Genomic DNA, 18,991 nt, shown 5'->3' with positions numbered 1-18,991 from the left:
CTCACCAGGAGACCCACCATGACGACGATGACGCTTCCCGAGCTTGCCAAGAAGATGGCCGACATCGACTTTGCGATGCTGCAGACCTTCACCTCATCCGGCGAGATCGCCGGCCGTCCCATGAGCAACAACGGTGACGTGGAGTACGACGGTGACAGCTGGTTCTTCGCCTATGAAGACACCCATGTGGTTCGCGAGATCGAAGCCAATGACCATGTCGCGCTGTCGTTCACCGGATCCAAGTCGCTGCTCGGCAAGCCGCCGCTGTTCGTCGCGGTCGAGGGCAGGGCACAGGTGATCCGTGAGAAGTCGGTGCTCCAGCAGCACTGGCAGGACAAGCTGGAACGCTGGTTCGAGCAGGGCGTGGACACGCCGGGCATCGTGCTGTTGAAGGTGCATGCCATTCGCATCACGTGGTGGAACGGCGAAGACGAAGGCGAGATCCTTCCGTAAGAACACACGAGCCCGATTTGCGGCACGGCTGACGCTTCTGCAAACCGGGTCACATTTCGGACGTCCACACGCCGGGCCGGCCGCACACTGCGGATGGCCCGGCTAGTATGGAAACGGGACGGTGTTGCGGGGTCGGTCGATCCCGCATGCCTTCGATGGCCCACACGGGTCCCGAACGACCGGAGGTGATACCCATGAAAGCTCTCTTCGCGCTCAAGAACATCCTCACGCCGAACAAAAGCCTGAAGTCGTACGCCTGGTACATCTGGTACTGACCGTCCCACCCACGTTCCGCTAGCGGAACGCAGCCGACGATCGGGACCGTATCAGGCGCCGGGGTTTCTAACGACAATCGGTGCGGTCCCTACTTGCGACATGTAGGGAGACGTATGCCCGCTATCGGCAAGCATGCCAGGACGACCGTCTTCGCACCGAGGCTGCAAGCCTTGTTGCGGGAGCATGGCGGCAGCGATGTGTTCCGGCTGGACGCGACCACCGTCGGCGTCGCCGGCCCCGAGATCATGGACCGCGTGCTCGCCGCGCGCTATGCCACCGAGTTCGAGCGACCCACCTTCAAGCCGTTGCACGGCCGCTCCATCCCCCGTACCGACGCGGCCAAGCTGATGCAGGCCGTGGGTCGCGACGTCCGCCTGGCCCTAAAGGAGCCCGTACCGACCGGCGTGGACTTCACCGGCGAGTGGCCGGGCGTCGGTCATGTCTACCTGCGGGACATGCTGCTGGGTCACGATCCGCTTCGCTTGCGCTTCCTCATGGACCGCGTGCTAGAGCTCACGCCGAAGCTGACGTGGGCGGTCATCGTCACGGGCGCGCTGTCGTCACTCAAGCTGGGCCCCGAGGCCTCCGCGATCGCTTCGCTGACCGCGCAAGCGTCTACGTATGACGACCGGCGCTATGCCATGGGACTTTACCGGCGCACCGTCGCGCCCGTCTGCTTCACCATCTCAACGCTGGTCGCCAATGCGATGTGGCTCGGCGCGCCCTTCGACGATGGCGATTCGAACGTGAATATCATCCACGAGTCCATGCGATTGCTCCCGCCATCGTGGAACATCCTGCGCAACGCTTCACCGGAGTACGCAGCACTGGATGCCCGCATCGGCGAGAAGGACGACGTGCTGGTGTTGCCGCTGGTGAGCCATCGCGATCCCGCCCTCTGGGACGATCCGGACGTCTTCCGTCCCGAGCGGTGGAACGACCTCGACCCCGATAACCATCCGGGCTACCTGCCGTTCGGGCATGCCTCGGAGCGCTGCTGGGGACGGCACATGGTGATGCCGCTGGCGGAGCGGTTGCTCGACATGCTGCGCAGCAACGGGCTGGGCGTGAGCCCGCGGCAGACCACGGCGAAGGTGCCGCTCGCCGGCTTGCTCGGCGTGGATGGGGTGAAGATCGTTCACATCGCGTCGCCGGGTCGTCGCGTATAGCTTCGCGCCCTTCGTTTTCCAGGAACGTACCGCGATGCCACGCTCCGGTTCATGGCTTCTTCCGCTGTTGGTGATGTTCGCCGTTGCCGGCTGCCGTGCGCCACCGGGTGCGGCAACGCATATCACCCGTGCGGACCGGCATGCCGCAGCGACGGTGATGACGGCGAGCGGGCCCGTGATTGGCGTGACCTCGGCGGAGGGGCAGGCTTATCTCGGCATCCCCTATGCGCGTGCGCCCGTCGGCGCCCTGCGTTGGCGTGAGCCGTTGCCGGCGGTGCCTTGGCAAACGCCGCGCGATGCCGCGACGCTTGGCCATCAGTGCGTGCAGAACCTCAGCCCCGGCGCACAGACCGGCAAGGCGAGCCACTGGCTGGTGATCGGCGACGAGGATTGCCTCAACCTCAATATCTATACGCCGTCGACCGCGAAGCCCGGCGATCGCAAGCCGGTGATGGTGTGGATCTATGGCGGTGCGCTCGTGCTCGGTGCCAACCGCCAATACGACCCCAGCGTGCTGGCACGCCGGCAGGACGTCGTCACCGTGGCAGTGAACTACCGGCTGGCGGCCCTGGGCTTCCTGGCCCATCCGGCGCTGCATGCCGAGGCCGGCGGTGCGGCCAACCTGGGGTTGCTCGACCAGCAGGCCGCCTTGCGCTGGGTGCGCGACAACATTACCCGGTTCGGCGGCGATCCCGGCAACGTCACTCTGTTCGGCGAATCCGCCGGGGCGTGGAGCGTCTGCGCGCAGCTGGTGGCACCGGGCGCACGGGGCCTGTTCCAGCGCGCGATCGTACAGAGCGGCCCCTGCACGCTGAACGAGTCGACCGTGCCGGTGGCCGACGCCGACGCGGGCGGCCTGCGCTACGCGGCTGAGCTCGGCTGCACGGGAGCGGATGCGGTGGCCTGCCTGCGGCGCCTGTCGCCGCGCGGCGTGAACGCGGCGCTGGCACCCTCGCGCGGCGTGCTGGGACCGCATGCATGGAACTTCATAGCCGGCGACAGCGTGCTTCCGGAAGCACCGCGCGAGGCGTTCGCCCGGGGCCACTTCGCCCACGTGCCGGTGCTCATCGGCAACAACGCCGACGAGGGGCGGCTCTTCGGTTTCCTGCTCGGCAAGCTGGGCCAGCTCAATGACCGCCGCGATTACGACGCACGCATGGCCAGCACGTTCGGCGCTCACGCCGACGCGGTGGCCAGGGCCTACCCGGCCGCGCGGTATCCCTCGTTGCGTGACGCGTATGCGGCGGCCGTGACCGATGGCGTCTTCGCCTGCCCGACGCTGTCGCTGTCGACCATGCTGGCCCGCGCCACGCCGACCTGGCGTTACGCGTTCACGGACCCGCAGGCGCCGTTCGCGCTGTCGCGCAAGGCCGACCTGGGCGCGTACCACGCGTCCGAGATCGTGTACCTGTTCCAGACCCGCTGGGCACTGGCGGACCCCGCCCGCTTCAGCCCGGCGCAGCAGGCACTGTCCGACCGCATGCAGAAGGACTGGGCCACCTTCGCGCGCACCGGCCGCCTGGATGGCACGCCGGAGGGCGCGCCGGCCAATGTGCTCTACGGGCCGTCGCGAACCCCGGTGGACGAGGGCGTGCCGCGGGTGGGTTGCGCGTTCTGGGACACGATCGGCCTGTAGCGTCAGGCGCGGCCGATCGGCGTCACGAGGTGGGGGCGCAACCGCCGTACCAGCGGCAGGATGGCCAGGGCGGTGCCTGCCGCGGCGATCATGCCGACGACGCGGCTGCTGTGGTCGGCGATGAGGCCGTAAAGGATGGGCGCGATACCGCCCGAGCCGATGACGCCGGTGTAGAAGAGGGCGAAGGCCCGACCGGTATCGCCGTCGGATAGCTCCGGCACCGTGCCATAGAGCACGGAAGAGGTGCCGTTCAGTACGATGCCGAGCAACGGCAGCAGCACGAGGGTGGCCCACAGGGGCGTGACCAGCGTCGCCACGATGAAAGCCGCAGTCGCCGCTTCCGTCAGCACGACCGTGCCGACCACGCCCACGCGGTCGCCCAGCCAGCCGCACGTGGCCTTGCCGAGCGCACCACCGATGAAAACCAGCGCGAGACACAGGCCGACCATCGGGGAATCGCCGCCTTTCCCGTGGACGAGGAACGGCAGGAAGAGCAGGTAGCCCATGCGGGTCGCGGTATCCAGGACGCCGATCGCCATCAGCACGCCGAAGCCGTTGCGACGTTCGCCGTGCCGCGCGGCGGATGTGCTGTCCCCGCCCGCTCGCGTGGAAGGAGCCAACGCGAACAACGCCATCGAGACGCCCGCGCCGAGGATCGCCATGAGGACGAGCACGGGGCGCCACGCCAGCAGGGGAATCAGCAGCGCGACGATGGCCGGCAGGATGGCCTTGCCCAGGTCGCCGGAGAAATTGTAGATCCCCAGCGGCTTGCGCGATCCCGCGCCATAGGCGTCGGTGATCAGCGTGGACGCCCGTGGGTGCTGGATGCTGGAGCCGATGCCGGCGATGACCAGCCCGAGACAAAGCCCGGCGAAGCCCGTCGGCGACGCCATCACCGCCATCCCGATGGCGGCAAGTACCGTGGCCAGCACCAGCGCCGTGCGTGGGGAGGCCGTCCGCAGAAGGCGGTCGGCCGGCATCTGCAGGCCACCCATGATGGCGTAGTAAAGCGAACGGAGGAGAGCCAGGGCGGCGTACGACAGGCCGAACTGGGCCTGCCAGACGGGGAGAAACGCGTAGAGGCCATCGGTGTAGCCGTCGTGCAGCGCGTGCGCGAGACAGGCCGCCACGAGGCTGCGCGGGCGTGTGTCGGCCGGTGTGCCCGATGCGCGTGTCGTCGGGGCGAGGTCGGTGGAGGCGGGCATCCCGCATGGTACCCAGGTGGCCAAATCGTCGACAAGAAGACGGCCCGACCACGGCCAGGGCAGCCGGTGCGCCCAGGTGCTGGCCCCTGGACGGCCCGACCACGACATCAGGCAATGGCAACCCACCCGTGGCAAGTCGGTGCGATCCGGGCGCAAAGCGCGCGGCCGAACGGACTTCTTCGGCAACCGGAAATGGCGAATTTGCCGGTTATGCGTATTTATCGTCAAGGTGCGGTGAATTCTGCCGATAACGTTCATACGGCCGGTGGCGTCCCAGGGAACGGGCCAGGATTCGCTCACGCTATCCGCGTTTGTCGGCATTTCGGCCAGATCCGTGGCCTGCGCTCAGTCTGCCCAGGGGGCACCATGCAACTCTTCAAACTCGCATCACGAAACAAGCTGATCTTCGGCGGCTTCGCATCGATCGCCCTCGTGGTGATCGTGCTCGTCGGTATCGTCTACGGCGCGCTCCAGGCCATGGCCCAGAGCACGCGCATGGACCTGCACACGAACCAGGTGCTGCGCGTGGAGGGCTCCCTGCTCAACGCCCTGGTCAACATCGAGACCGGCGAACGGGGTTACCTCGTCACCGGCAAGGATGCGTCGCTGGAGCCGCTGCGAAACGGCCAGGCGGCCTACGCGGACGCGTTCGGCCAGCTCCGCAGCCTCACCGTCGACAATGCGGAGCAGCAGCGCCGTCTTACCGACCTCGACACGGGCTATCGCGCGTGGATCGCTGGCGCCATCGACCCGGTGATCGCGCTGCAGAAGCAGCAGGCCGCGTCGGGCGGGTCCAGCCCGGAAGCGCTCGCCTATGAGCGTCAGGGCAAGGGCAAGGCGCACATGGACGAGATGCGCGACCTGCTGGGCAAGTTCGTAGGTGCCGAGACGGCCCTCCTTGACCAGCGTTCGGCGGAAGCCACGGCGACGCGTGCGCGCACCAACGTCATCCTGCTGGGCGGCGGCCTGCTCGCCATCCTGGCCATCATCGGTGTCGCCACCGTGCTGGTGCGCAGCATCCTGACACCGCTGGAAAGCGCCTCTTCCGTCACGACGCGCATCGCGGAAGGGCACCTGGGCGAATCCTTCGCGGTCAGCCGCAGCGACGACCTGGGCCGCATGCTCAACGCGCTGCACACCATGGACGAAAACCTCGCGCGCATCGTCGGCTCCGTGCGCGAAAATGCCCTGCAGGTCGAACACGCGGCGCGTGACATCTCGGCCGGCAACGACGACCTGTCCAACCGCACCCAGGAGCAGGCGTCCTCGCTCGAGGAAACGGCCGCGTCGATGGAGGAGATGTCCTCCACGGTGAAGCAGAACGCGGAGGGCGCCGCGCTCGCCCGGCAGATTTCCCAGGGCCTGCGCAACGAAGCCAAGAGTGGCGGCGCGGTGGCCGAGGAAGCCGTGGAAGCGATGAAGCAGATCACCGAGGCCAGCCGGAACATCGGCGAGATCGCGGTGCTGATCGACGAAATCGCCTTCCAGACCAACCTCCTGGCCCTGAACGCGGCCGTGGAAGCGGCGCGTGCGGGCGAACAGGGCCGCGGCTTCGCGGTCGTGGCCGCGGAAGTGCGCAACCTTGCCCAGCGCAGCGCGTCGGCCGCCAAGGACATCAAGGTGTTGATCGGCACGACGGTGGAGCGCGTGAGCACGGGCTCGGACCTGGTGAACCGTACCGGCAAGGCGCTGGTCGAGATCGGCAGCAGCGCGACCAAAGTCGCCGACATCGTCAACGAGATCTCCTCCGCCTCGCAGGAGCAGTCCGCCGGCGTGGAGCAGGTCAATGTCGCCGTGGCGTCCCTCGACGACGTGACCCAGCAGAACGCCGCCCTGGTCGAGGAAGCCAGTGCCGCCAGCCGCCAGGCGCTGGAACTGGCGCAGGAACTGACGCGCCAGGTGTCCTTCTTCAAGCTGGCGGATGCCGCTACGGTCCAGAGCTCCGCCCCCGCGGCGGTGACGACGGCCCGGCCGGTCAAGGCACCCGTGGCAAGCACCGTCCGGGAAGCCGCGCTGGTGGCGGTCGCCCAGCCCGCGCTTGCTGCCGGGCAGTGGCGCGAGTTCTGAGGCAACGGATCCCTTCCGTTCTTGCATGAAGCCGCAGGCGCGTCTACTCGACGCGCCTGCGGCTTTTTGCGTGCCGCGCATGGTGCTGACGTAAGGGGGATGAAAGGGGCCGGCCGGTACTCCTTGCAGCTTCCGTGTCCCGTATCAATGACATGTAAGGTTTCCGGCCATGATCGCTGCCTTGTTGCTCGCTACCGCTACCGCTGCCACGTCCAGCCCCGCCCTGTGCCTTGCCGCGCCACCGCCTTCCGCGGCATCCCTGGCGCACGCGGTTGCCGCCGCGCCGGCGGACAGGCCGCAGGCCATGCCGGTGATCCATACCGAGGGCACGCTGCCGCACACCGGCATCCACGACGCCTCCGCCGCCGCCGTGCGCGACTTCGGCTACATGCTCGATCTTGCCCTGGCGTGGCGTAACACGCGGGATCGTGCCTCGCTGGATCGACTGGCGACGTATCTCGACGCATGGACACGCGTGTACCGGCCATCGTTCGATCCGATCGACGAGACCGGCCTGGGTCATCTCATCGCCGCGTACCGATTGACCGCACCCGATCTTCCCGCCGATGTCGCCCGCCAAACCCGCGATTTCATTCGTCGCCTCGGCAGCGGCTACCTGGACCAGATGGATACGCACGTGGGCGATCCGCATGGTATCTGGAGCAACAACTGGCAGAGCCATCGCGTGAAGCTGGCTGTGCTGGCGGCTGTGGCGGTGAACGACGATGCGCTTTTCGCGCGTGCGCGTGCGGCCTTCGTCCGGCAGCTGTCGATCAACATGAAGCCGGGTGGGGAAGTCATCGATTTCGCCGAGCGCGATGCGCTGCATTACGTCACCTATGACCTGGAGCCCTTGACCCTGGCAGCGGTGGCCGCGCGCTCGCGCGGTGAGGATTGGTTGCGCTTGCCCGGCCATGACGGACAGACGCTCGCGGCCGGACTCGACTGGCTGCTGCCGTATGCGGAAGGGAAGCGCAGCCACGAAGAGTTCGTGCATTCGTCGGTGAAGTTCGATGCCGCGCGCGCCAAGGCGGGGCTTCCGGGTTTCTCCGGGTCGTGGGATACAGGCAACGCTCGTGCGCTGTACTGGTCGGCCAGCTTGCTGGACACACGCTACGCGGATGTGGCGCAAAAACTTGCGCCAGAGCCGCCGCGATGGTTGTGGGCCTATGCGCTTCCCTGCCGACGGTAGGATGAACGATACCTTTCACCGGGCTTACGTTAGATTGAACTTCAAATAAATCGATATTGCCAATTTAAACGAATTGTCTTCAGCGGTATGCGGCGTCGCCGTTAAGGGGGAAACCTTTAGGAGCCGACCCTCTTCATGACCATTCGCCAGCGTATCGTCCTGCTCGTCAGCGTTGCCGTCCTCGTCGCTTTCGGGCTGGGTGCCGGCGGTCTCTATGCACTGCGCGAGACCGACCTCCAGCTCAACGCGATCTACCAGACCTCGCTTCTGCCCATTGTCGATGTGGCAACCGTCCGGAACCTGTTCAATGAAACGCGCACCGGGCTGAACCGTGCGCTGCTCAAAGGCACGGTCGAGGCGGTGACGGAAGAACAGGCGGCCAACGCGGAAGCGGTGCGAAAGATGGATGCGGCCTGGTCACACTACTACCCGGCCATGGTGAGCTCGCCCGCCGAGGACGTCGCTGCCAGGGCATTCATCGCGGCACGATCCCGGGCCCGTGTCCTCAAGGACAAGCTCGAACCGCTCATGGCCGCCGGACAACACACGGCCGCCGTCGACTTCATGCTGGGAACGATGGGGCCGGCGTTCGGAGAGGAGTCCAAGGCGATCGATGCCATCGTCAAGATCAACATCGACGCTGCGGCCGAAGCGTATGCGACGGCCGCTCGCAGGGAACACGCGGTCATGACGGCGGTGACCGTCGTGGTCATCGCCTCGCTCATCGTCCTGATCGTTGCCGGCGTGTTGCTTGCGCGGTCCGTCATGGGTCCCCTGGTCCGAGCCCGTGAGCTGGCCAGCCGCATCAGCGAGGGTGAGCTGGGCCACGAGCTGGACGTGCAGGGCAGGGACGAGGTCAGCGACACGCTGCGGTCGCTGGCTACCATGGACACGACCCTGGCCGGCATCGTCCGGACGGTCAGGGACAACGCCCAGCAGGTCAGTCACGCCGCCAGGGACATTGCCGCCGGTAACGACGAGCTTTCGTCGCGGACCCAGGAGCAGGCGTCGTCGCTCGAGGAAACGGCTGCGTCCATGGAGGAGATGACGGCCTCGGTGCGGCAGAACGCCACCAGCGCTTCGGCGGCGCGCAACCTTGCCCAGGTGCTGACGGAGAAAGCGGTGTCCACGCGCGTGCTGGCCGGCGAGACGAGCAGTGCGATGGATCGTGCGAGCGTCGCGAGCGGAAAGATCGAAGGGATCGTCGCCGTCATCGACGAGATCGCGTTCCAGACCAACCTGCTCGCGCTCAATGCCGCCGTCGAGGCAGCACGCGCCGGCGACCACGGCCGGGGCTTCTCGGTCGTGGCGGCCGAAGTGCGTCGCCTTGCCCAGCAAAGCGCCGTGGCGGCCAAGGACATCAAGTCGCTGATCGCCACGAGCAGCGACCGGGTCAGTGAAGGCGTCGCCCTGGTGACGCGCACGGCGCAGGCACTGGCCGAGATGGAGTCGGGTGCCGTCAAGGTCGCTACCTTCATCGGTGAAATTGCTGCCGCCAACGCGGAGCAGGCAGCCGGTATCGACCAGGTCAACCAGGCCGTCACCGATCTCGACTCGGTCACGCAACAAAACGCGGCCCTGGTCGAAGAGGCGAGTGCGGCCAGCCAGCAGGCCAGTGAACTGGCCGACGCGTTGATGAAACAGGTGGCCGTCTTCCGCTTTGCCAACGAGACGACGCGGGCCAGCCAGGCGGAAGGCGAGGGCAAGCGGATCCCCGTTGCCGTCGCCATCGCACCGTCGCCGCAACGCGCGAGCGCAACCGTGGCCGCCCTGCCGGCGGATGCCATGTGGCGCGAGTTCTGAGCCCTGGGGCAGCAAGCCACGGGAAAGTCTCACGGGCGCAGAATGGGGGATGGCCCGTACACGGGTGGACCGAGACATGACCGACTTCAAGACTTCCACGGCATCGCTGCTAGCCGCGGCGTGCCTCGCCATCGCCGCCTTGTCCGGCCCCGTGCGGGCCGATGACATGGTGGCGAACCTGCGGCTGTCCACCGGTCAGACACAGCGCGTGTTGACCTCTAAGGCCGAGCACCCCAAGGGAACGATCGTCATGTTCCCCGGTGGCGCGGGTGACGTGGGTCTGGAGGGCGATGGCGACCTGCGTCACGACCACAACTTCGTCGTCCGCACGCGCGCGCTGTGGACGAGCCGTGGCTATTCGGTGGTCATTCCGGATACCGTGGATCGTGCCAACCTGCGCGGCATGCGCAGTTCGCCCCGATACGCTGGTCTGGTCGCCGACCTTGTCGCCTTCGCGCAGAAGAACCTGGGTGGGCCGGTGTTTCTCCTGGGCACCAGCCAGGGTTCGATCGCCGCCATGAACGGGGCGGCCCATGCGAAGCGCGGCAGCGTGTCAGGTGTCGTGCTGACCGAGTCCGTGTCCGTGATGGGCGGCAGTGGCGAAACGGTGTTCAGCGCCGATCCGCAGGATGTGCGGGTTCCCGCGCTGGTGGTCGCCAACCGTGACGATCGTTGCGACGTGGCGCCCCCCGATGCTGCTCCGAAGATTGCTGCGGCCATGTCCGCCAGCCCCGACGTTCGCGTGCTGGATGTGGCAGGTGGGACGGCTAAATCCGGCAAGGCGTGCGGTTCGCTGACGCCGCATGGTTACTACGGTATCGAGCAGGACGTGGTGTCACGTATTGTCGAATGGCTCGACAAACACCGGGAATAACGGCGCATCCGGGACCGCGATGCGCGATGGCACCGGATAGCATCAGGCCACGTGCTCTGCCAGTCGGTCGCCCAGGCGGGTGCTCACGGCCAGCATCGCGGCGCCGCAACCCCAGCCCGGCGCGGAACCCGGCGGGCCGAGCAACCTGACGACCAGGCCCGTGGCGTTCTGTAGTGTCTCGTCCCCGCTGGCGACCGCCTGAAACTGGAGCAGCTTGGCCCGGAAGCGTGCTTCCTGGAGATCGGCATCCAGCAGGGCACGGTTCATGGCAATGGCGCCTTCGGCCATTTCGGTCGTTTCGAGTATCCAGTCGCCCACCATCCGCTCCATGTCTCGTTTCCTACGTTTCGACAGCCCATAGTTGACATGGCGATTGCGAAGCAGTCGTCAAATTTCGGCGTATGGCCGGAATTTGCGCATCGTTTCCTGTGGACTGCATCCCCTCCAGGGTGGACTCACAGGACGATGTTGATGGCCTGCTCGATGGCTTCTTCCAGTATGTTCACGGTGAATGGCTTGACGAGCTTGATGGCGCCCAGGGGCGCGTCCGTAGCGTCCTCCAGCGGATCCGAGAGCATGACCACCGTTTTCAGTGCCGTGTTTCGAGCCCTCGCATCGGCAAGGTAGGCGCCGCTGCGATCCTCACCCGGTGCCGGCACGGCGGCGATGAGGAAGTCCACCTGGGCATCGGCGATCACGGCCTTGGCGCCCCCGGAGTGCGTCGATGCCACATATACCTCGTAGCCGCGCTTCCGCAGGGCATCGGCGACGGTATCGGCCAGTGTGGCGCGCGGTTCGATCACTACCGCGATGGGAGGAAGGCTCTCGGTATTCATGATGCTCGGCAACGGGGAAGGGCGACGTTGTAACCCATCGTCAGGCGGATGGGAATGGTTCGGACACCCCTGCGCGGTGGCACGCTGGTGCACCGACCGTCCGCCTAGCGGGGTATATCGGTGCCGCCATGAACCGGTAGGGATGCCATATCCATGTACGATGCGGCTGCTTCGTCGAGGGTCTGCAGGGGGACCATGCGGGCAATCATGGACATGCTCGCATCGAGATCCTGAAACACAGGGTCTTCCCACAGTCGGTCGACGTCCGTCCCGGATCGCAGGGTAACGATGTAAACGATTTCGCCATGCGTGCCCTCGCCCAACAGCGGGCGAATGTCGTCCAGCAGGCCCAGCTCCCGGCCTCTTCGATGCTGTGCCGCCAGGAACGCCAGAAGTTCTTCCCGCTTGCCAGCGTTGGGTCGGTAGGCCACCACCAGTATGCGTTCCACGTCTGTCTCCTCAAGGCAGGCGTGCATGGTATCGCCGATCGTACTTCGGCGCGCGAAGACACGGCCGAGACGTTGACGTTCGCCGCCGAAGGTCAGGTCAGGTCAGGTCAGGTCAAACCGAGTTTCCTGGCAACGGCGAAAGTGGCGAGCAGCAGGCCCGCAAGCAACAGCACGAAGATGACGGCTACCGCGCCGACCTTGCGTAGCACCGCGCGCCTCTCGGCCTGCTTTCCCTTCTTTCCTTGTTCGTAATGCCACTTGATGGCCAGGAACATGCCCGTGCCAAAAACCAGCACCTTGAACGTAATGAAGAGTATGGGAACCCAGTCCATGATTTTCGTGTGTTTCCAGGCTGTTGCTTTTCACTATCTAAGGTGAGGAATTCTCCCTTGGAAGAACGCCTCGGGCGCCGCCATGCAAATAAAGAGGCGGCACGCTACAAACCCATACTACTTAAAAAGATTTTCCATATATTGAGGCAAATTGTCCCAGCGGCAGCGGTGACACAAAAACGCCAGTGGGCTGGAAAGTTCGGTGAAAGCGGCATGACCATTAATGCATGGCACCTCGCGACACGGACGAACACGCTTTTATGAATCCGGCTACTTACCATGTGATCCACTTGGTATTGACCCTGGTCCTCGCTATATCGGGTCTTGCCAGTTGGCGGATCTACTATCGGCACGTCCGTGAGCAACTTCCCGACACGTCTGCGTGGGCCATGATGAAGCGGCTGCGTAGCGAGGGAGATCCCGATGGCACGTGGATCTTGGTGACGTCAGGCATTAGTACCGCGGCGGGCATCGGCTTGCTGGTGCTGCTCAACGTTCGATAATTCATCGTTTCGGTCCGGCTCGAGCGGCGGTCCAGTGTGATGCACGCGAAATGCTGCTGCCGGCACGTCTCACCCGTACAGCATGGCGAACCAGCCTGCACGAGTCAGGAAGCTGCGCGTGCGTGTTGCTACGCCCTCCTGGCCGAATACCGTCCATGCACTCGCCGCCGGGAGACCCTTGCGGCTTTCAGTTGCCACCCAGTTTACGAAGATGCTCGGCTGCATTGCGGTTACCGGGATTCAGCTGCAACGAATGGCTATAGTTTTTAATAGCCCCGGCTCGATCTCCAGTTTCCTCAAGAATTTCGCCCAGACTGTCGTAAGCGTTCCAGCTATCAGCGAAAAGCACGGTATTCAGGCGAAGGATAGCGATTGATTGCTCGGGCTGTTTTTGCTCCAGGAGCTTGTATCCCCAAACATTCAGCTCGTCTTCTTTCGGCAGGAATGAAGGATCCTTTGCCTTGAGGTCGGCGACGACTTGTGGCGCACGCTCGAAGCCCCGTTCCAGCAAGGCGGCGCGCAACGTCTTGAGGGTCGGCGACAGTCCGAAACCATTGGACGCATGCATGTCTGGAATGTAGTAGGCGGCCACTTCATCGGCGAAGTTCTCGGGATCGGCGCCTTGTAGATTGGTCAGGATCACCACCGAGAGGTCGTCCTTGGGATAGACGAAGAAGGTCGAGCGCATGCCGCCAATGGGCCCTGCCGCGGGATGCTCAGCCCGCATCGTCACCGGCCAACCCAGGCCTGAACCGTTTAGCAACGCACTCATTCCGCCGGTGGTGCCATCGTTGAGAACCACGGAGGTCCATAGCGCATCGAGGCTCGATTTGTCCCTAAGCAGCTTGCCTGATTGAAGTGCGACCAACCACTTCGCAATATCGGTCGATGTCGACACGATCCCCGCGGCTGTCCTGAAGTAGGGGGCGAACGAGACGTAGATCGCCGAGAGCCTGTCGCTCTTCTTCCATACGCCATTGACGTTTTGAAGGTAGGAATAACCGCCAGCCGAATGCGGAATAACGTCGGACGAATCTCCAAAGCGGGTATGGACCATGCCGGCCGGTTTGAACTGCCCGTCCTCGATGAACTTGGCGAAGGGTTCGCCACTCAGCTTGTCGATGATCTTGCCAAGGATGACGTAGCCGGTCTGGTTATAGCGGAAGCGTTCGCCGGTTTTGAACTCCATGGGAAGCGTCTTCACGGTAGCCCATGCAGAAGCCTCGCTACCGTCGCCGATCAGATCTTCCTTGTCGTCGATGATGTTCGGCAATCCCGAAACGTGCGCGAGGACCTGCCTGACGGTGATTGCGCTCCAGGCAGGCGGCAAGTCGTCAAGGTATGACGATATCGGATCGTCCAGCTTGAGTTTTCCGGCCTCCACCAGTTGCATGATCGCGACACCTGTAAACGCCTTGGTGCAGGAGTTGATCGAGAAGATGCTTTCATCCGAGGCGGGCACGCTGTTCTCGACATTCGCGATTCCGTAGGCGGCCGTCTTGACGATCTTGCCATGGCGGACAACAGCGACTTGAAGGGCAGGGATGTTCTCCTGGCGCATCTTGTCCTTGAGAAAGGTTTCCAAGCCGTTCCCGGGCGCGACAGATTGCGCATGCGCTGGGAGTGCAAGGCACAGGCAGGCACACAGAATCGAGCGTTTCATCGTGGACGATCGCCTCGAGAAAAATATCTCTTTCGGGTCTGGCGAACGTGCTGGCGAACGCCTGATAAAAGGGGACGCGGCGATGTGCTTGACCACGGTGGTATCTGCCATCTTGCCGTAGTCCATCTTCAATAGCGGGTTGCCTCTGAAAGGTTGCCTCGATGGCGTGTGGCGAGACTGAAACGTCATTTCCATCTGCTGATTCCTGGGCGATACCCGGTGCGCTGTGCTCCGGGAGCCTCATCGTTTCAGCAAGCTCCATGCCAGGTTAAGAGGCGGCGTTTGCTGATGCGAGAAGCCGGCGATCTGTCCGCGGTCCGTCCGTAGTCTGTACGCGGACAAAGATAGGCAGGCCGTCTGGCCTCGATGCGGCCTTGTAAATATCGGGCACCAGTCGCGAGAAGTGAGACGGACCAGCGGTTTACTGAGTTCCCCGCCTTCGTCGACGCAAACCCCTATGAAACCCATCATTTCCTTGGCGATCACTGCCCTCAGCCATCGGTGCAATCTCGCGACCGGTTTGTCGCCCAAGCATGGTGATCGGTGCCTCGATCAAGGGGTTGCATACAAAGCCTCCGCCTCGAGAGTCGCACATCACTCAAGCGCTTGATCCAGCGCCAGGGACAACGTTTCCAACGCGCTTTTGAGTTGCTGTTCCGAGCTCCGGCCACCCAGATCCACCTCCAACCGATGGGCCGCGCTCCGAACGGCATCCAGATCGTAGATAGCGGCCAACGTTTCGATCATCCGTGCCCGGTGCCGAGCTTCTGCAAGGTCACGGTCTACCACGGCCTGGCGGAGAGCGTCCGCTTCGTGGAGCACTTCTGCCAACGGGGAGGCATCGGCGTCTTTCATGCGGCTTCCTTGCTGAAAGTGGGCCTCCCGTCCCCATGCACCGAGCACATCGCCCGGATGCGTTTTCTTCTCCCCAACCGCACCGCAAAGGAGTTCGTATGCGCTTGTTCCATCGACATGCCCTGGTGACCTTCGTTTCTACCCTTATGGCGGGCGCTGCCGCCGCTACAACGCCGCCTCCTGTTACGGGGCTAGGCCAAGCTTGGCCGAATGCGCCCGACGTCAGCGTCAGCCCTAGTTTTCATGCGTATCGGTTCGATAAGCAAGGGGTACGCTACGTCCAGATCAATGACGGCAACGGCACGGTGCGAGGTGCGGTGGCCTACATCGCCGGTCAGACGCTGGAGTTGCCGATCGGCACCGACGCCAGCCGGTGGAGCGTCGCAGCAGCGCCACCATCGGCTGCGTCGGGCGTAACCGTTTACAAGGACGATGGCATGACGATTCACGCGGCGCCGCAGCCGGACGGCACGATGCAGCTTATGCTGACGCCGTCCGAATGCCAGGCGCATCCGGAGAACTGCAGCAATAAGGGACAGTGAAGCGCGTAGGGCGTTCGTTGCGGCGCCTTGCCTTCAGTGCTTGACGAGGTTCGCGGTCGGTAGTGGCCGCGACACCTTGGCACCGATGGTCAACAAGCCGGACAGCACCAGTGCCAGGATGACCTGGGCGCGCAGCATGACCGGATCCACGAAGGCCGTGCCTGTTATCGCCAGGGCTACGCTGGCTGCGAAGCCGCCAAAGGCCGTCCCGTGCCAGCCGTGGCGCCACGCCAGGGCGACGGCCGGCCAGATGAGCCCGAACCGAGCGACCTGCCGCACCGTGTCGTCGCCGGTGGTGATGGCCAGGATGACGAGGGCCGCCAGCACCGGAACCCACAGCAGCACATCCCGCAGCAAGGGGCTCTGCCAGATCGTCGCCCAGGTGACACGGGGGAGTTGCCGTGCGCGTTCGTTCAGCGCCAGGATGACCGGGGTCAGCGTGAGCCCACCCAGAAAATGGCCCAGGGTGTAAGCCCAGAACATGTTCGTGAGCGACAGGTGCGGCCAGGCATCCGGGGTCCGGAGCATCGTGGTCGCCAACGTCGTGCAGGAGAGGGTGGCGCTGATCAGTGCACACGCCAGAGTCGCGCCCAACAGCAGCGGCATCCGCAACTGGCGTCGGTCGTCGTAAAGGCGCCAGCGTAGGCGGAACGGCTTCATGACGGCCATGAACGGCACGATCATCGGCACCGAAGCCGATACGGCCCACGGAATGCCGAGGTCGTCGGCAGCAAGCCACGCGTTCTCGATGGTGGGCAAGGCCTCTCCCAGTGCGAGCGCCGGCCAGTAGCGAAGGGGGAGCAGGAACAGGCAGGCCAGCCGCAAGCCGGTGGTGGGTGACCAGTGCGGAAACGTGACGTGCCGGACGACCTCATACACGGCCGCATAGGCCGCGGCGATGGCGAGGTGTTGGCCGCCCTTCAACCAAAACGTCCGAGGCTCATCGGGTGGTTCGTCTGCGCTTCCCTTCACACCCATCCCCTAGGTCTGTTGCCGTGGTCCATGTCCGCCTCACTGATTCGATCAAGGATGCCACGAGTTCAGGTAATAATTGGATCGTGGCAGCTCGCCGATGGAAGAGGTTTGCCGATTATGCGTGTGGATGATCGCATATTGCAGGTGTCAAGCCACGGCTGCCTTGGGACGCCAAGTTGATCCCGAGGCGATAGTTCCTCATCTCCGGCCACGCATCACGTGAGCCGGCCAAGGCGAGGGCGCGATGGGGTGGGCCATGTTCCAGGCCACAAATACCGAGAGTTTTACACTGCGATCAGCCGGTGCCACATACGGACTGGTCCTTGATCATGGCTCGCAGCGCTTCATCGTCTTCAATGGCCTGGACGGCGTGCTGCGTGACGTGGCAGCCCGGGTGACTAATAACAACTACAAAGGGCACCGCGATGCCTGTCCAGATCAGCATCGGCGAATGGCAATCGGCGCCCGTCAAAAACGCCTTGATCGAAGTCGAAGACGATGTCCTCGCGCCCCACCACGAGCTCTTCCGTCACGGCGCGCACGCGACAGAAGTTGTTGTGCCACAGAAAATCGTTGAGCGGGCGCTCGTCGGGGATGAGCGGCGGCGAGACGGCAACGCCAGGTATGATGGCCTCCCCCAACGCGATGCGCGCGATTCGTTCGGGTTGGTCCGCGGCCATGGCGTAGCCGACCCACATGCCGCAGTCATGCCCGACCATGGCGAACCGTTCCCACCCCAGTGCTGTCATCAAGCCGAAGAGGTCGCGACCGATCGTTCCCTTGTCGTAGACCCGATCGGGCTTGTCGGAGATGCCGAGGCCGCGGGATCGGGGACGACCAGCGTGAAACTCCTGGCCAGCGGCAGCATCACATCGCGCCATAGGTACCAGTTCTGCGGCCAGCCGCCCAGAAGCAACAGCGGCGGACCCTCGCCACCCACGACGGCGTGGAGTTCGACCTCGCCGGTGGGGATGCGGTAGCTCTCGAAGACATCGCCGAAACCATGGGGAAGCGTGGGAACGCCGTGCACGGAGCCGAAGCCGTCGATGCGCGGGAAGGGCAGGAGGGCCATCGAGCAAGCTCCCTATCTGTAGTGATCGATAAGGGCTATATAGCGAGCGCTTTGATCGCGTCGCGCGATCGCGCCATGTGTGGTTATCGGGATCGCATCGCTTCAGTCGTCACAGCCGCGGACGCCTCGTAACGTCGACAAGGTCATGGCTTGGCGGCTGCCGATCGCGCGCGGTATTGGCTGGGCGAAGCATCGTAAGTCCGTTTGAACGCAACCGCGAATGCACTTTCGGACGCGTAGCCCACAGACATGCCGATAGCCCCAACGGACAGGGTGGACGTCACCAGACGATGCGACGCCAGTGTCATGCGCCACCGGGTCAGATAGTCCATGGGCGTCTCGCCGGTCACTCGTTCGAAATGGGCGGCAAAGCTGGAGCGCGACATACGCGCTGAGGAAGCCAGCTCTCCGACCGTCCACCGGTGGCAGATATTCCCGTGCATCGCCGTGAGGGCGCGGGCGAGCGGCGGCACGCCGAGTGCTGCCAGCCACCCGTTCTGCGTGTGCCCCGCCTCGAGGTGCGCGCGCAAGGCTTCGATCAAGAGCGCCTGCGCCAGGTGCCCAGCGAGAAGATCGCTTCCTGGTCGAGGTTCGCGCAGCTCGATGACGAGACGCCGTACGCTGGCCTGAAGCGCCGCTTTGTGGTCATGAGAGCCGATATGAACCACCGCTGGCACCGCCGAAAGCACGGCCGCGGCGTGTGGGCCGCGTATAGAAAAGAAGCCGCCGATGCCTCGACAGAAGCCGCCTCCATTCAGTTCGGCGACGTGGCCAGGTGGCACCTTCGTCAGGACCGGGATGGCGTCTTGCCAGATCATGGGAGCGCCTGCGTAGAGCTGCATGGCGGACCCCCCTTTCACCAGAACCACATCGCCTGGGCCCAGGGTAAGAGGGGGGCTGGCGTCGTGCAGGGCCAGTTGGCAGGTGCCCTCATCAATGGCGAAGCATCGAATGCCCTCTGCCGGCGGGAAATCAAGCCCCCAGTCGCGCCCTGCGTCCAACCCGCGAAATCCGTACGAGTTGATTTGAACGAGCGTGAGGATGTCGGAAAGCGGGTCGGTCATGTTTGGACGATCGCGATAGATGTTT

At 64.6% G+C, this 18,991-nt stretch carries 21 protein-coding genes; 10 read left to right on the top strand and 11 right to left on the bottom strand.

What is annotated here, in order from left to right; genetic code table 11:
• Positions 1 to 18 precede the first annotated feature (18 nt).
• The 4 genes from QRN34_RS04685 to QRN34_RS04670 all read left to right on the top strand — a co-directional run bounded on the left by QRN34_RS04685 (position 19) and on the right by QRN34_RS04670 (position 3,534).
• Entirely contained in the window at positions 19 to 453 is a 435-nt protein-coding gene (locus QRN34_RS04685) for a pyridoxamine 5'-phosphate oxidase family protein (RefSeq protein WP_036142283.1), read from the top strand.
• Positions 454 to 599: 146 nt separating this feature from the next.
• Positions 600 to 728 carry a tryptorubin family RiPP precursor gene (locus tag QRN34_RS04680; protein WP_285402445.1) on the top strand — a complete coding sequence of 43 codons (129 nt, stop codon included), beginning with the start codon at positions 600 to 602 and terminating at the stop codon, positions 726 to 728.
• A gap of 114 nt (positions 729 to 842) precedes the next feature.
• Positions 843 to 1,898: a cytochrome P450 gene (locus tag QRN34_RS04675; protein WP_285402443.1), complete on the top strand. Its 1,056-nt coding sequence runs from the start codon at positions 843 to 845 to the stop codon at positions 1,896 to 1,898.
• A 34-nt stretch (positions 1,899 to 1,932) separates the two neighbouring features.
• Positions 1,933 to 3,534 carry a carboxylesterase family protein gene (locus QRN34_RS04670; protein WP_285402441.1) on the top strand — a complete coding sequence of 534 codons (1,602 nt, stop codon included), beginning with the start codon at positions 1,933 to 1,935 and terminating at the stop codon, positions 3,532 to 3,534.
• 2 nt (positions 3,535 to 3,536) lie between these two features.
• Here QRN34_RS04670 and QRN34_RS04665 read toward each other — a convergent pair whose 3' ends face one another.
• A complete protein-coding gene (locus tag QRN34_RS04665; protein ID WP_285402439.1) occupies positions 3,537 to 4,739 on the bottom strand; it encodes an MFS transporter in 1,203 nt (400 codons plus the stop codon).
• Positions 4,740 to 5,105: 366 nt separating this feature from the next.
• Here QRN34_RS04665 and QRN34_RS04660 point away from each other — a divergent pair, with 366 nt between their 5' ends.
• The 4 genes from QRN34_RS04660 (at position 5,106) to QRN34_RS04645 (ending at position 10,675) form a co-directional block, all read left to right on the top strand.
• Positions 5,106 to 6,806, top strand: coding sequence for a methyl-accepting chemotaxis protein (locus QRN34_RS04660; protein WP_285402437.1), 1,701 nt, complete (start codon positions 5,106 to 5,108; stop codon positions 6,804 to 6,806).
• 169 nt (positions 6,807 to 6,975) lie between these two features.
• Positions 6,976 to 7,998, top strand: a complete 1,023-nt coding sequence (locus tag QRN34_RS04655; RefSeq protein WP_285402435.1) for an alginate lyase family protein — start codon at positions 6,976 to 6,978, stop codon at positions 7,996 to 7,998.
• Positions 7,999 to 8,133: 135 nt separating this feature from the next.
• Entirely contained in the window at positions 8,134 to 9,801 is a 1,668-nt protein-coding gene (locus QRN34_RS04650; protein ID WP_285402433.1) for a methyl-accepting chemotaxis protein, read from the top strand.
• Between the two features lie 76 nt (positions 9,802 to 9,877).
• The gene (locus QRN34_RS04645; RefSeq protein ID WP_285402431.1) at positions 9,878 to 10,675 is read left to right on the top strand and encodes a hypothetical protein; all 798 of its coding nucleotides are present in this window, start codon (positions 9,878 to 9,880) and stop codon (positions 10,673 to 10,675) included.
• A 42-nt stretch (positions 10,676 to 10,717) separates the two neighbouring features.
• Here the strand turns inward: QRN34_RS04645 and QRN34_RS04640 are convergent, their stop codons facing one another.
• From QRN34_RS04640 to QRN34_RS04625, 4 genes are all read right to left on the bottom strand, one after another.
• Entirely contained in the window at positions 10,718 to 11,005 is a 288-nt protein-coding gene (locus QRN34_RS04640; protein WP_285402429.1) for a hypothetical protein, read from the bottom strand.
• Positions 11,006 to 11,130: 125 nt separating this feature from the next.
• The gene (locus tag QRN34_RS04635) at positions 11,131 to 11,511 is read right to left on the bottom strand and encodes a hypothetical protein (RefSeq protein WP_285402427.1); all 381 of its coding nucleotides are present in this window, start codon (positions 11,509 to 11,511) and stop codon (positions 11,131 to 11,133) included.
• 104 nt (positions 11,512 to 11,615) lie between these two features.
• Positions 11,616 to 11,960 carry a hypothetical protein gene (locus QRN34_RS04630; RefSeq protein WP_285402425.1) on the bottom strand — a complete coding sequence of 115 codons (345 nt, stop codon included), beginning with the start codon at positions 11,958 to 11,960 and terminating at the stop codon, positions 11,616 to 11,618.
• Positions 11,961 to 12,067: 107 nt separating this feature from the next.
• Positions 12,068 to 12,292 carry a hypothetical protein gene (locus QRN34_RS04625; RefSeq protein ID WP_285402423.1) on the bottom strand — a complete coding sequence of 75 codons (225 nt, stop codon included), beginning with the start codon at positions 12,290 to 12,292 and terminating at the stop codon, positions 12,068 to 12,070.
• A 57-nt stretch (positions 12,293 to 12,349) separates the two neighbouring features.
• On the opposite strand from QRN34_RS04625, the gene QRN34_RS04620 reads away from it, so the two are divergent.
• Positions 12,350 to 12,556: a hypothetical protein gene (locus QRN34_RS04620; RefSeq protein ID WP_285402421.1), complete on the top strand. Its 207-nt coding sequence runs from the start codon at positions 12,350 to 12,352 to the stop codon at positions 12,554 to 12,556.
• A gap of 426 nt (positions 12,557 to 12,982) precedes the next feature.
• On the opposite strand, the gene QRN34_RS04615 is transcribed toward QRN34_RS04620, so the two are convergent.
• Entirely contained in the window at positions 12,983 to 14,653 is a 1,671-nt protein-coding gene (locus tag QRN34_RS04615) for a beta-lactamase family protein (protein ID WP_285402419.1), read from the bottom strand.
• Between the two features lie 399 nt (positions 14,654 to 15,052).
• Positions 15,053 to 15,313 carry a hypothetical protein gene (locus tag QRN34_RS04610; protein ID WP_285402418.1) on the bottom strand — a complete coding sequence of 87 codons (261 nt, stop codon included), beginning with the start codon at positions 15,311 to 15,313 and terminating at the stop codon, positions 15,053 to 15,055.
• A 98-nt stretch (positions 15,314 to 15,411) separates the two neighbouring features.
• Between QRN34_RS04610 and QRN34_RS04605 the strand changes: the two genes are divergently transcribed.
• A complete protein-coding gene (locus tag QRN34_RS04605) occupies positions 15,412 to 15,855 on the top strand; it encodes a hypothetical protein (RefSeq protein ID WP_285402416.1) in 444 nt (147 codons plus the stop codon).
• Positions 15,856 to 15,888: 33 nt separating this feature from the next.
• On the opposite strand, the gene QRN34_RS04600 is transcribed toward QRN34_RS04605, so the two are convergent.
• From QRN34_RS04600 to QRN34_RS04585, 4 genes are all read right to left on the bottom strand, one after another.
• On the bottom strand, positions 15,889 to 16,779 hold the full coding sequence (locus QRN34_RS04600; protein ID WP_285402414.1) for an MASE1 domain-containing protein: 891 nt from the start codon (positions 16,777 to 16,779) through the stop codon (positions 15,889 to 15,891).
• A gap of 449 nt (positions 16,780 to 17,228) precedes the next feature.
• On the bottom strand, positions 17,229 to 17,603 hold the full coding sequence (locus QRN34_RS04595) for a hypothetical protein (RefSeq protein WP_345782890.1): 375 nt from the start codon (positions 17,601 to 17,603) through the stop codon (positions 17,229 to 17,231).
• Positions 17,579 to 17,902 carry a hypothetical protein gene (locus QRN34_RS04590; RefSeq protein WP_285402410.1) on the bottom strand — a complete coding sequence of 108 codons (324 nt, stop codon included), beginning with the start codon at positions 17,900 to 17,902 and terminating at the stop codon, positions 17,579 to 17,581. Before QRN34_RS04590 ends, QRN34_RS04595 begins: the two co-directional genes overlap by 25 nt.
• A 143-nt stretch (positions 17,903 to 18,045) precedes the next feature.
• Entirely contained in the window at positions 18,046 to 18,966 is a 921-nt protein-coding gene (locus tag QRN34_RS04585; protein ID WP_285402408.1) for an AraC family transcriptional regulator, read from the bottom strand.
• Between the last annotated feature and the right edge of the window lie 25 nt (positions 18,967 to 18,991).

Source organism: Luteibacter sp. ME-Dv--P-043b (genome assembly GCF_030209605.1).
Classification (GTDB): domain Bacteria; phylum Pseudomonadota; class Gammaproteobacteria; order Xanthomonadales; family Rhodanobacteraceae; genus Luteibacter.
The sequence above is the reverse complement of the archived record's forward strand: the minus strand, read 5'-3'. Positions and strand labels throughout refer to the sequence as shown.

What these genes read in the sequence shown, in the direction of transcription:
- QRN34_RS04685 (WP_036142283.1), top strand. Translation starts at nt 19, where the DNA reads ATGACGACGATGACGCTTCCCGAGCTTGCCAAGAAGATGGCCGACATC.
- QRN34_RS04680 (WP_285402445.1), top strand. Translation starts at nt 600, where the DNA reads ATGCCTTCGATGGCCCACACGGGTCCCGAACGACCGGAGGTGATACCC.
- QRN34_RS04675 (WP_285402443.1), top strand. Translation starts at nt 843, where the DNA reads ATGCCCGCTATCGGCAAGCATGCCAGGACGACCGTCTTCGCACCGAGG.
- QRN34_RS04670 (WP_285402441.1), top strand. Translation starts at nt 1,933, where the DNA reads ATGCCACGCTCCGGTTCATGGCTTCTTCCGCTGTTGGTGATGTTCGCC.
- QRN34_RS04665 (WP_285402439.1), bottom strand. Translation starts at nt 4,739, where the DNA reads ATGCCCGCCTCCACCGACCTCGCCCCGACGACACGCGCATCGGGCACA.
- QRN34_RS04660 (WP_285402437.1), top strand. Translation starts at nt 5,106, where the DNA reads ATGCAACTCTTCAAACTCGCATCACGAAACAAGCTGATCTTCGGCGGC.
- QRN34_RS04655 (WP_285402435.1), top strand. Translation starts at nt 6,976, where the DNA reads ATGATCGCTGCCTTGTTGCTCGCTACCGCTACCGCTGCCACGTCCAGC.
- QRN34_RS04650 (WP_285402433.1), top strand. Translation starts at nt 8,134, where the DNA reads ATGACCATTCGCCAGCGTATCGTCCTGCTCGTCAGCGTTGCCGTCCTC.
- QRN34_RS04645 (WP_285402431.1), top strand. Translation starts at nt 9,878, where the DNA reads ATGACCGACTTCAAGACTTCCACGGCATCGCTGCTAGCCGCGGCGTGC.
- QRN34_RS04640 (WP_285402429.1), bottom strand. Translation starts at nt 11,005, where the DNA reads ATGGAGCGGATGGTGGGCGACTGGATACTCGAAACGACCGAAATGGCC.
- QRN34_RS04635 (WP_285402427.1), bottom strand. Translation starts at nt 11,511, where the DNA reads ATGAATACCGAGAGCCTTCCTCCCATCGCGGTAGTGATCGAACCGCGC.
- QRN34_RS04625 (WP_285402423.1), bottom strand. Translation starts at nt 12,292, where the DNA reads ATGGACTGGGTTCCCATACTCTTCATTACGTTCAAGGTGCTGGTTTTT.
- QRN34_RS04615 (WP_285402419.1), bottom strand. Translation starts at nt 14,653, where the DNA reads ATGGAAATGACGTTTCAGTCTCGCCACACGCCATCGAGGCAACCTTTC.
- QRN34_RS04610 (WP_285402418.1), bottom strand. Translation starts at nt 15,313, where the DNA reads ATGAAAGACGCCGATGCCTCCCCGTTGGCAGAAGTGCTCCACGAAGCG.
- QRN34_RS04605 (WP_285402416.1), top strand. Translation starts at nt 15,412, where the DNA reads ATGCGCTTGTTCCATCGACATGCCCTGGTGACCTTCGTTTCTACCCTT.
- QRN34_RS04590 (WP_285402410.1), bottom strand. Translation starts at nt 17,902, where the DNA reads ATGGCCCTCCTGCCCTTCCCGCGCATCGACGGCTTCGGCTCCGTGCAC.
- QRN34_RS04585 (WP_285402408.1), bottom strand. Translation starts at nt 18,966, where the DNA reads ATGACCGACCCGCTTTCCGACATCCTCACGCTCGTTCAAATCAACTCG.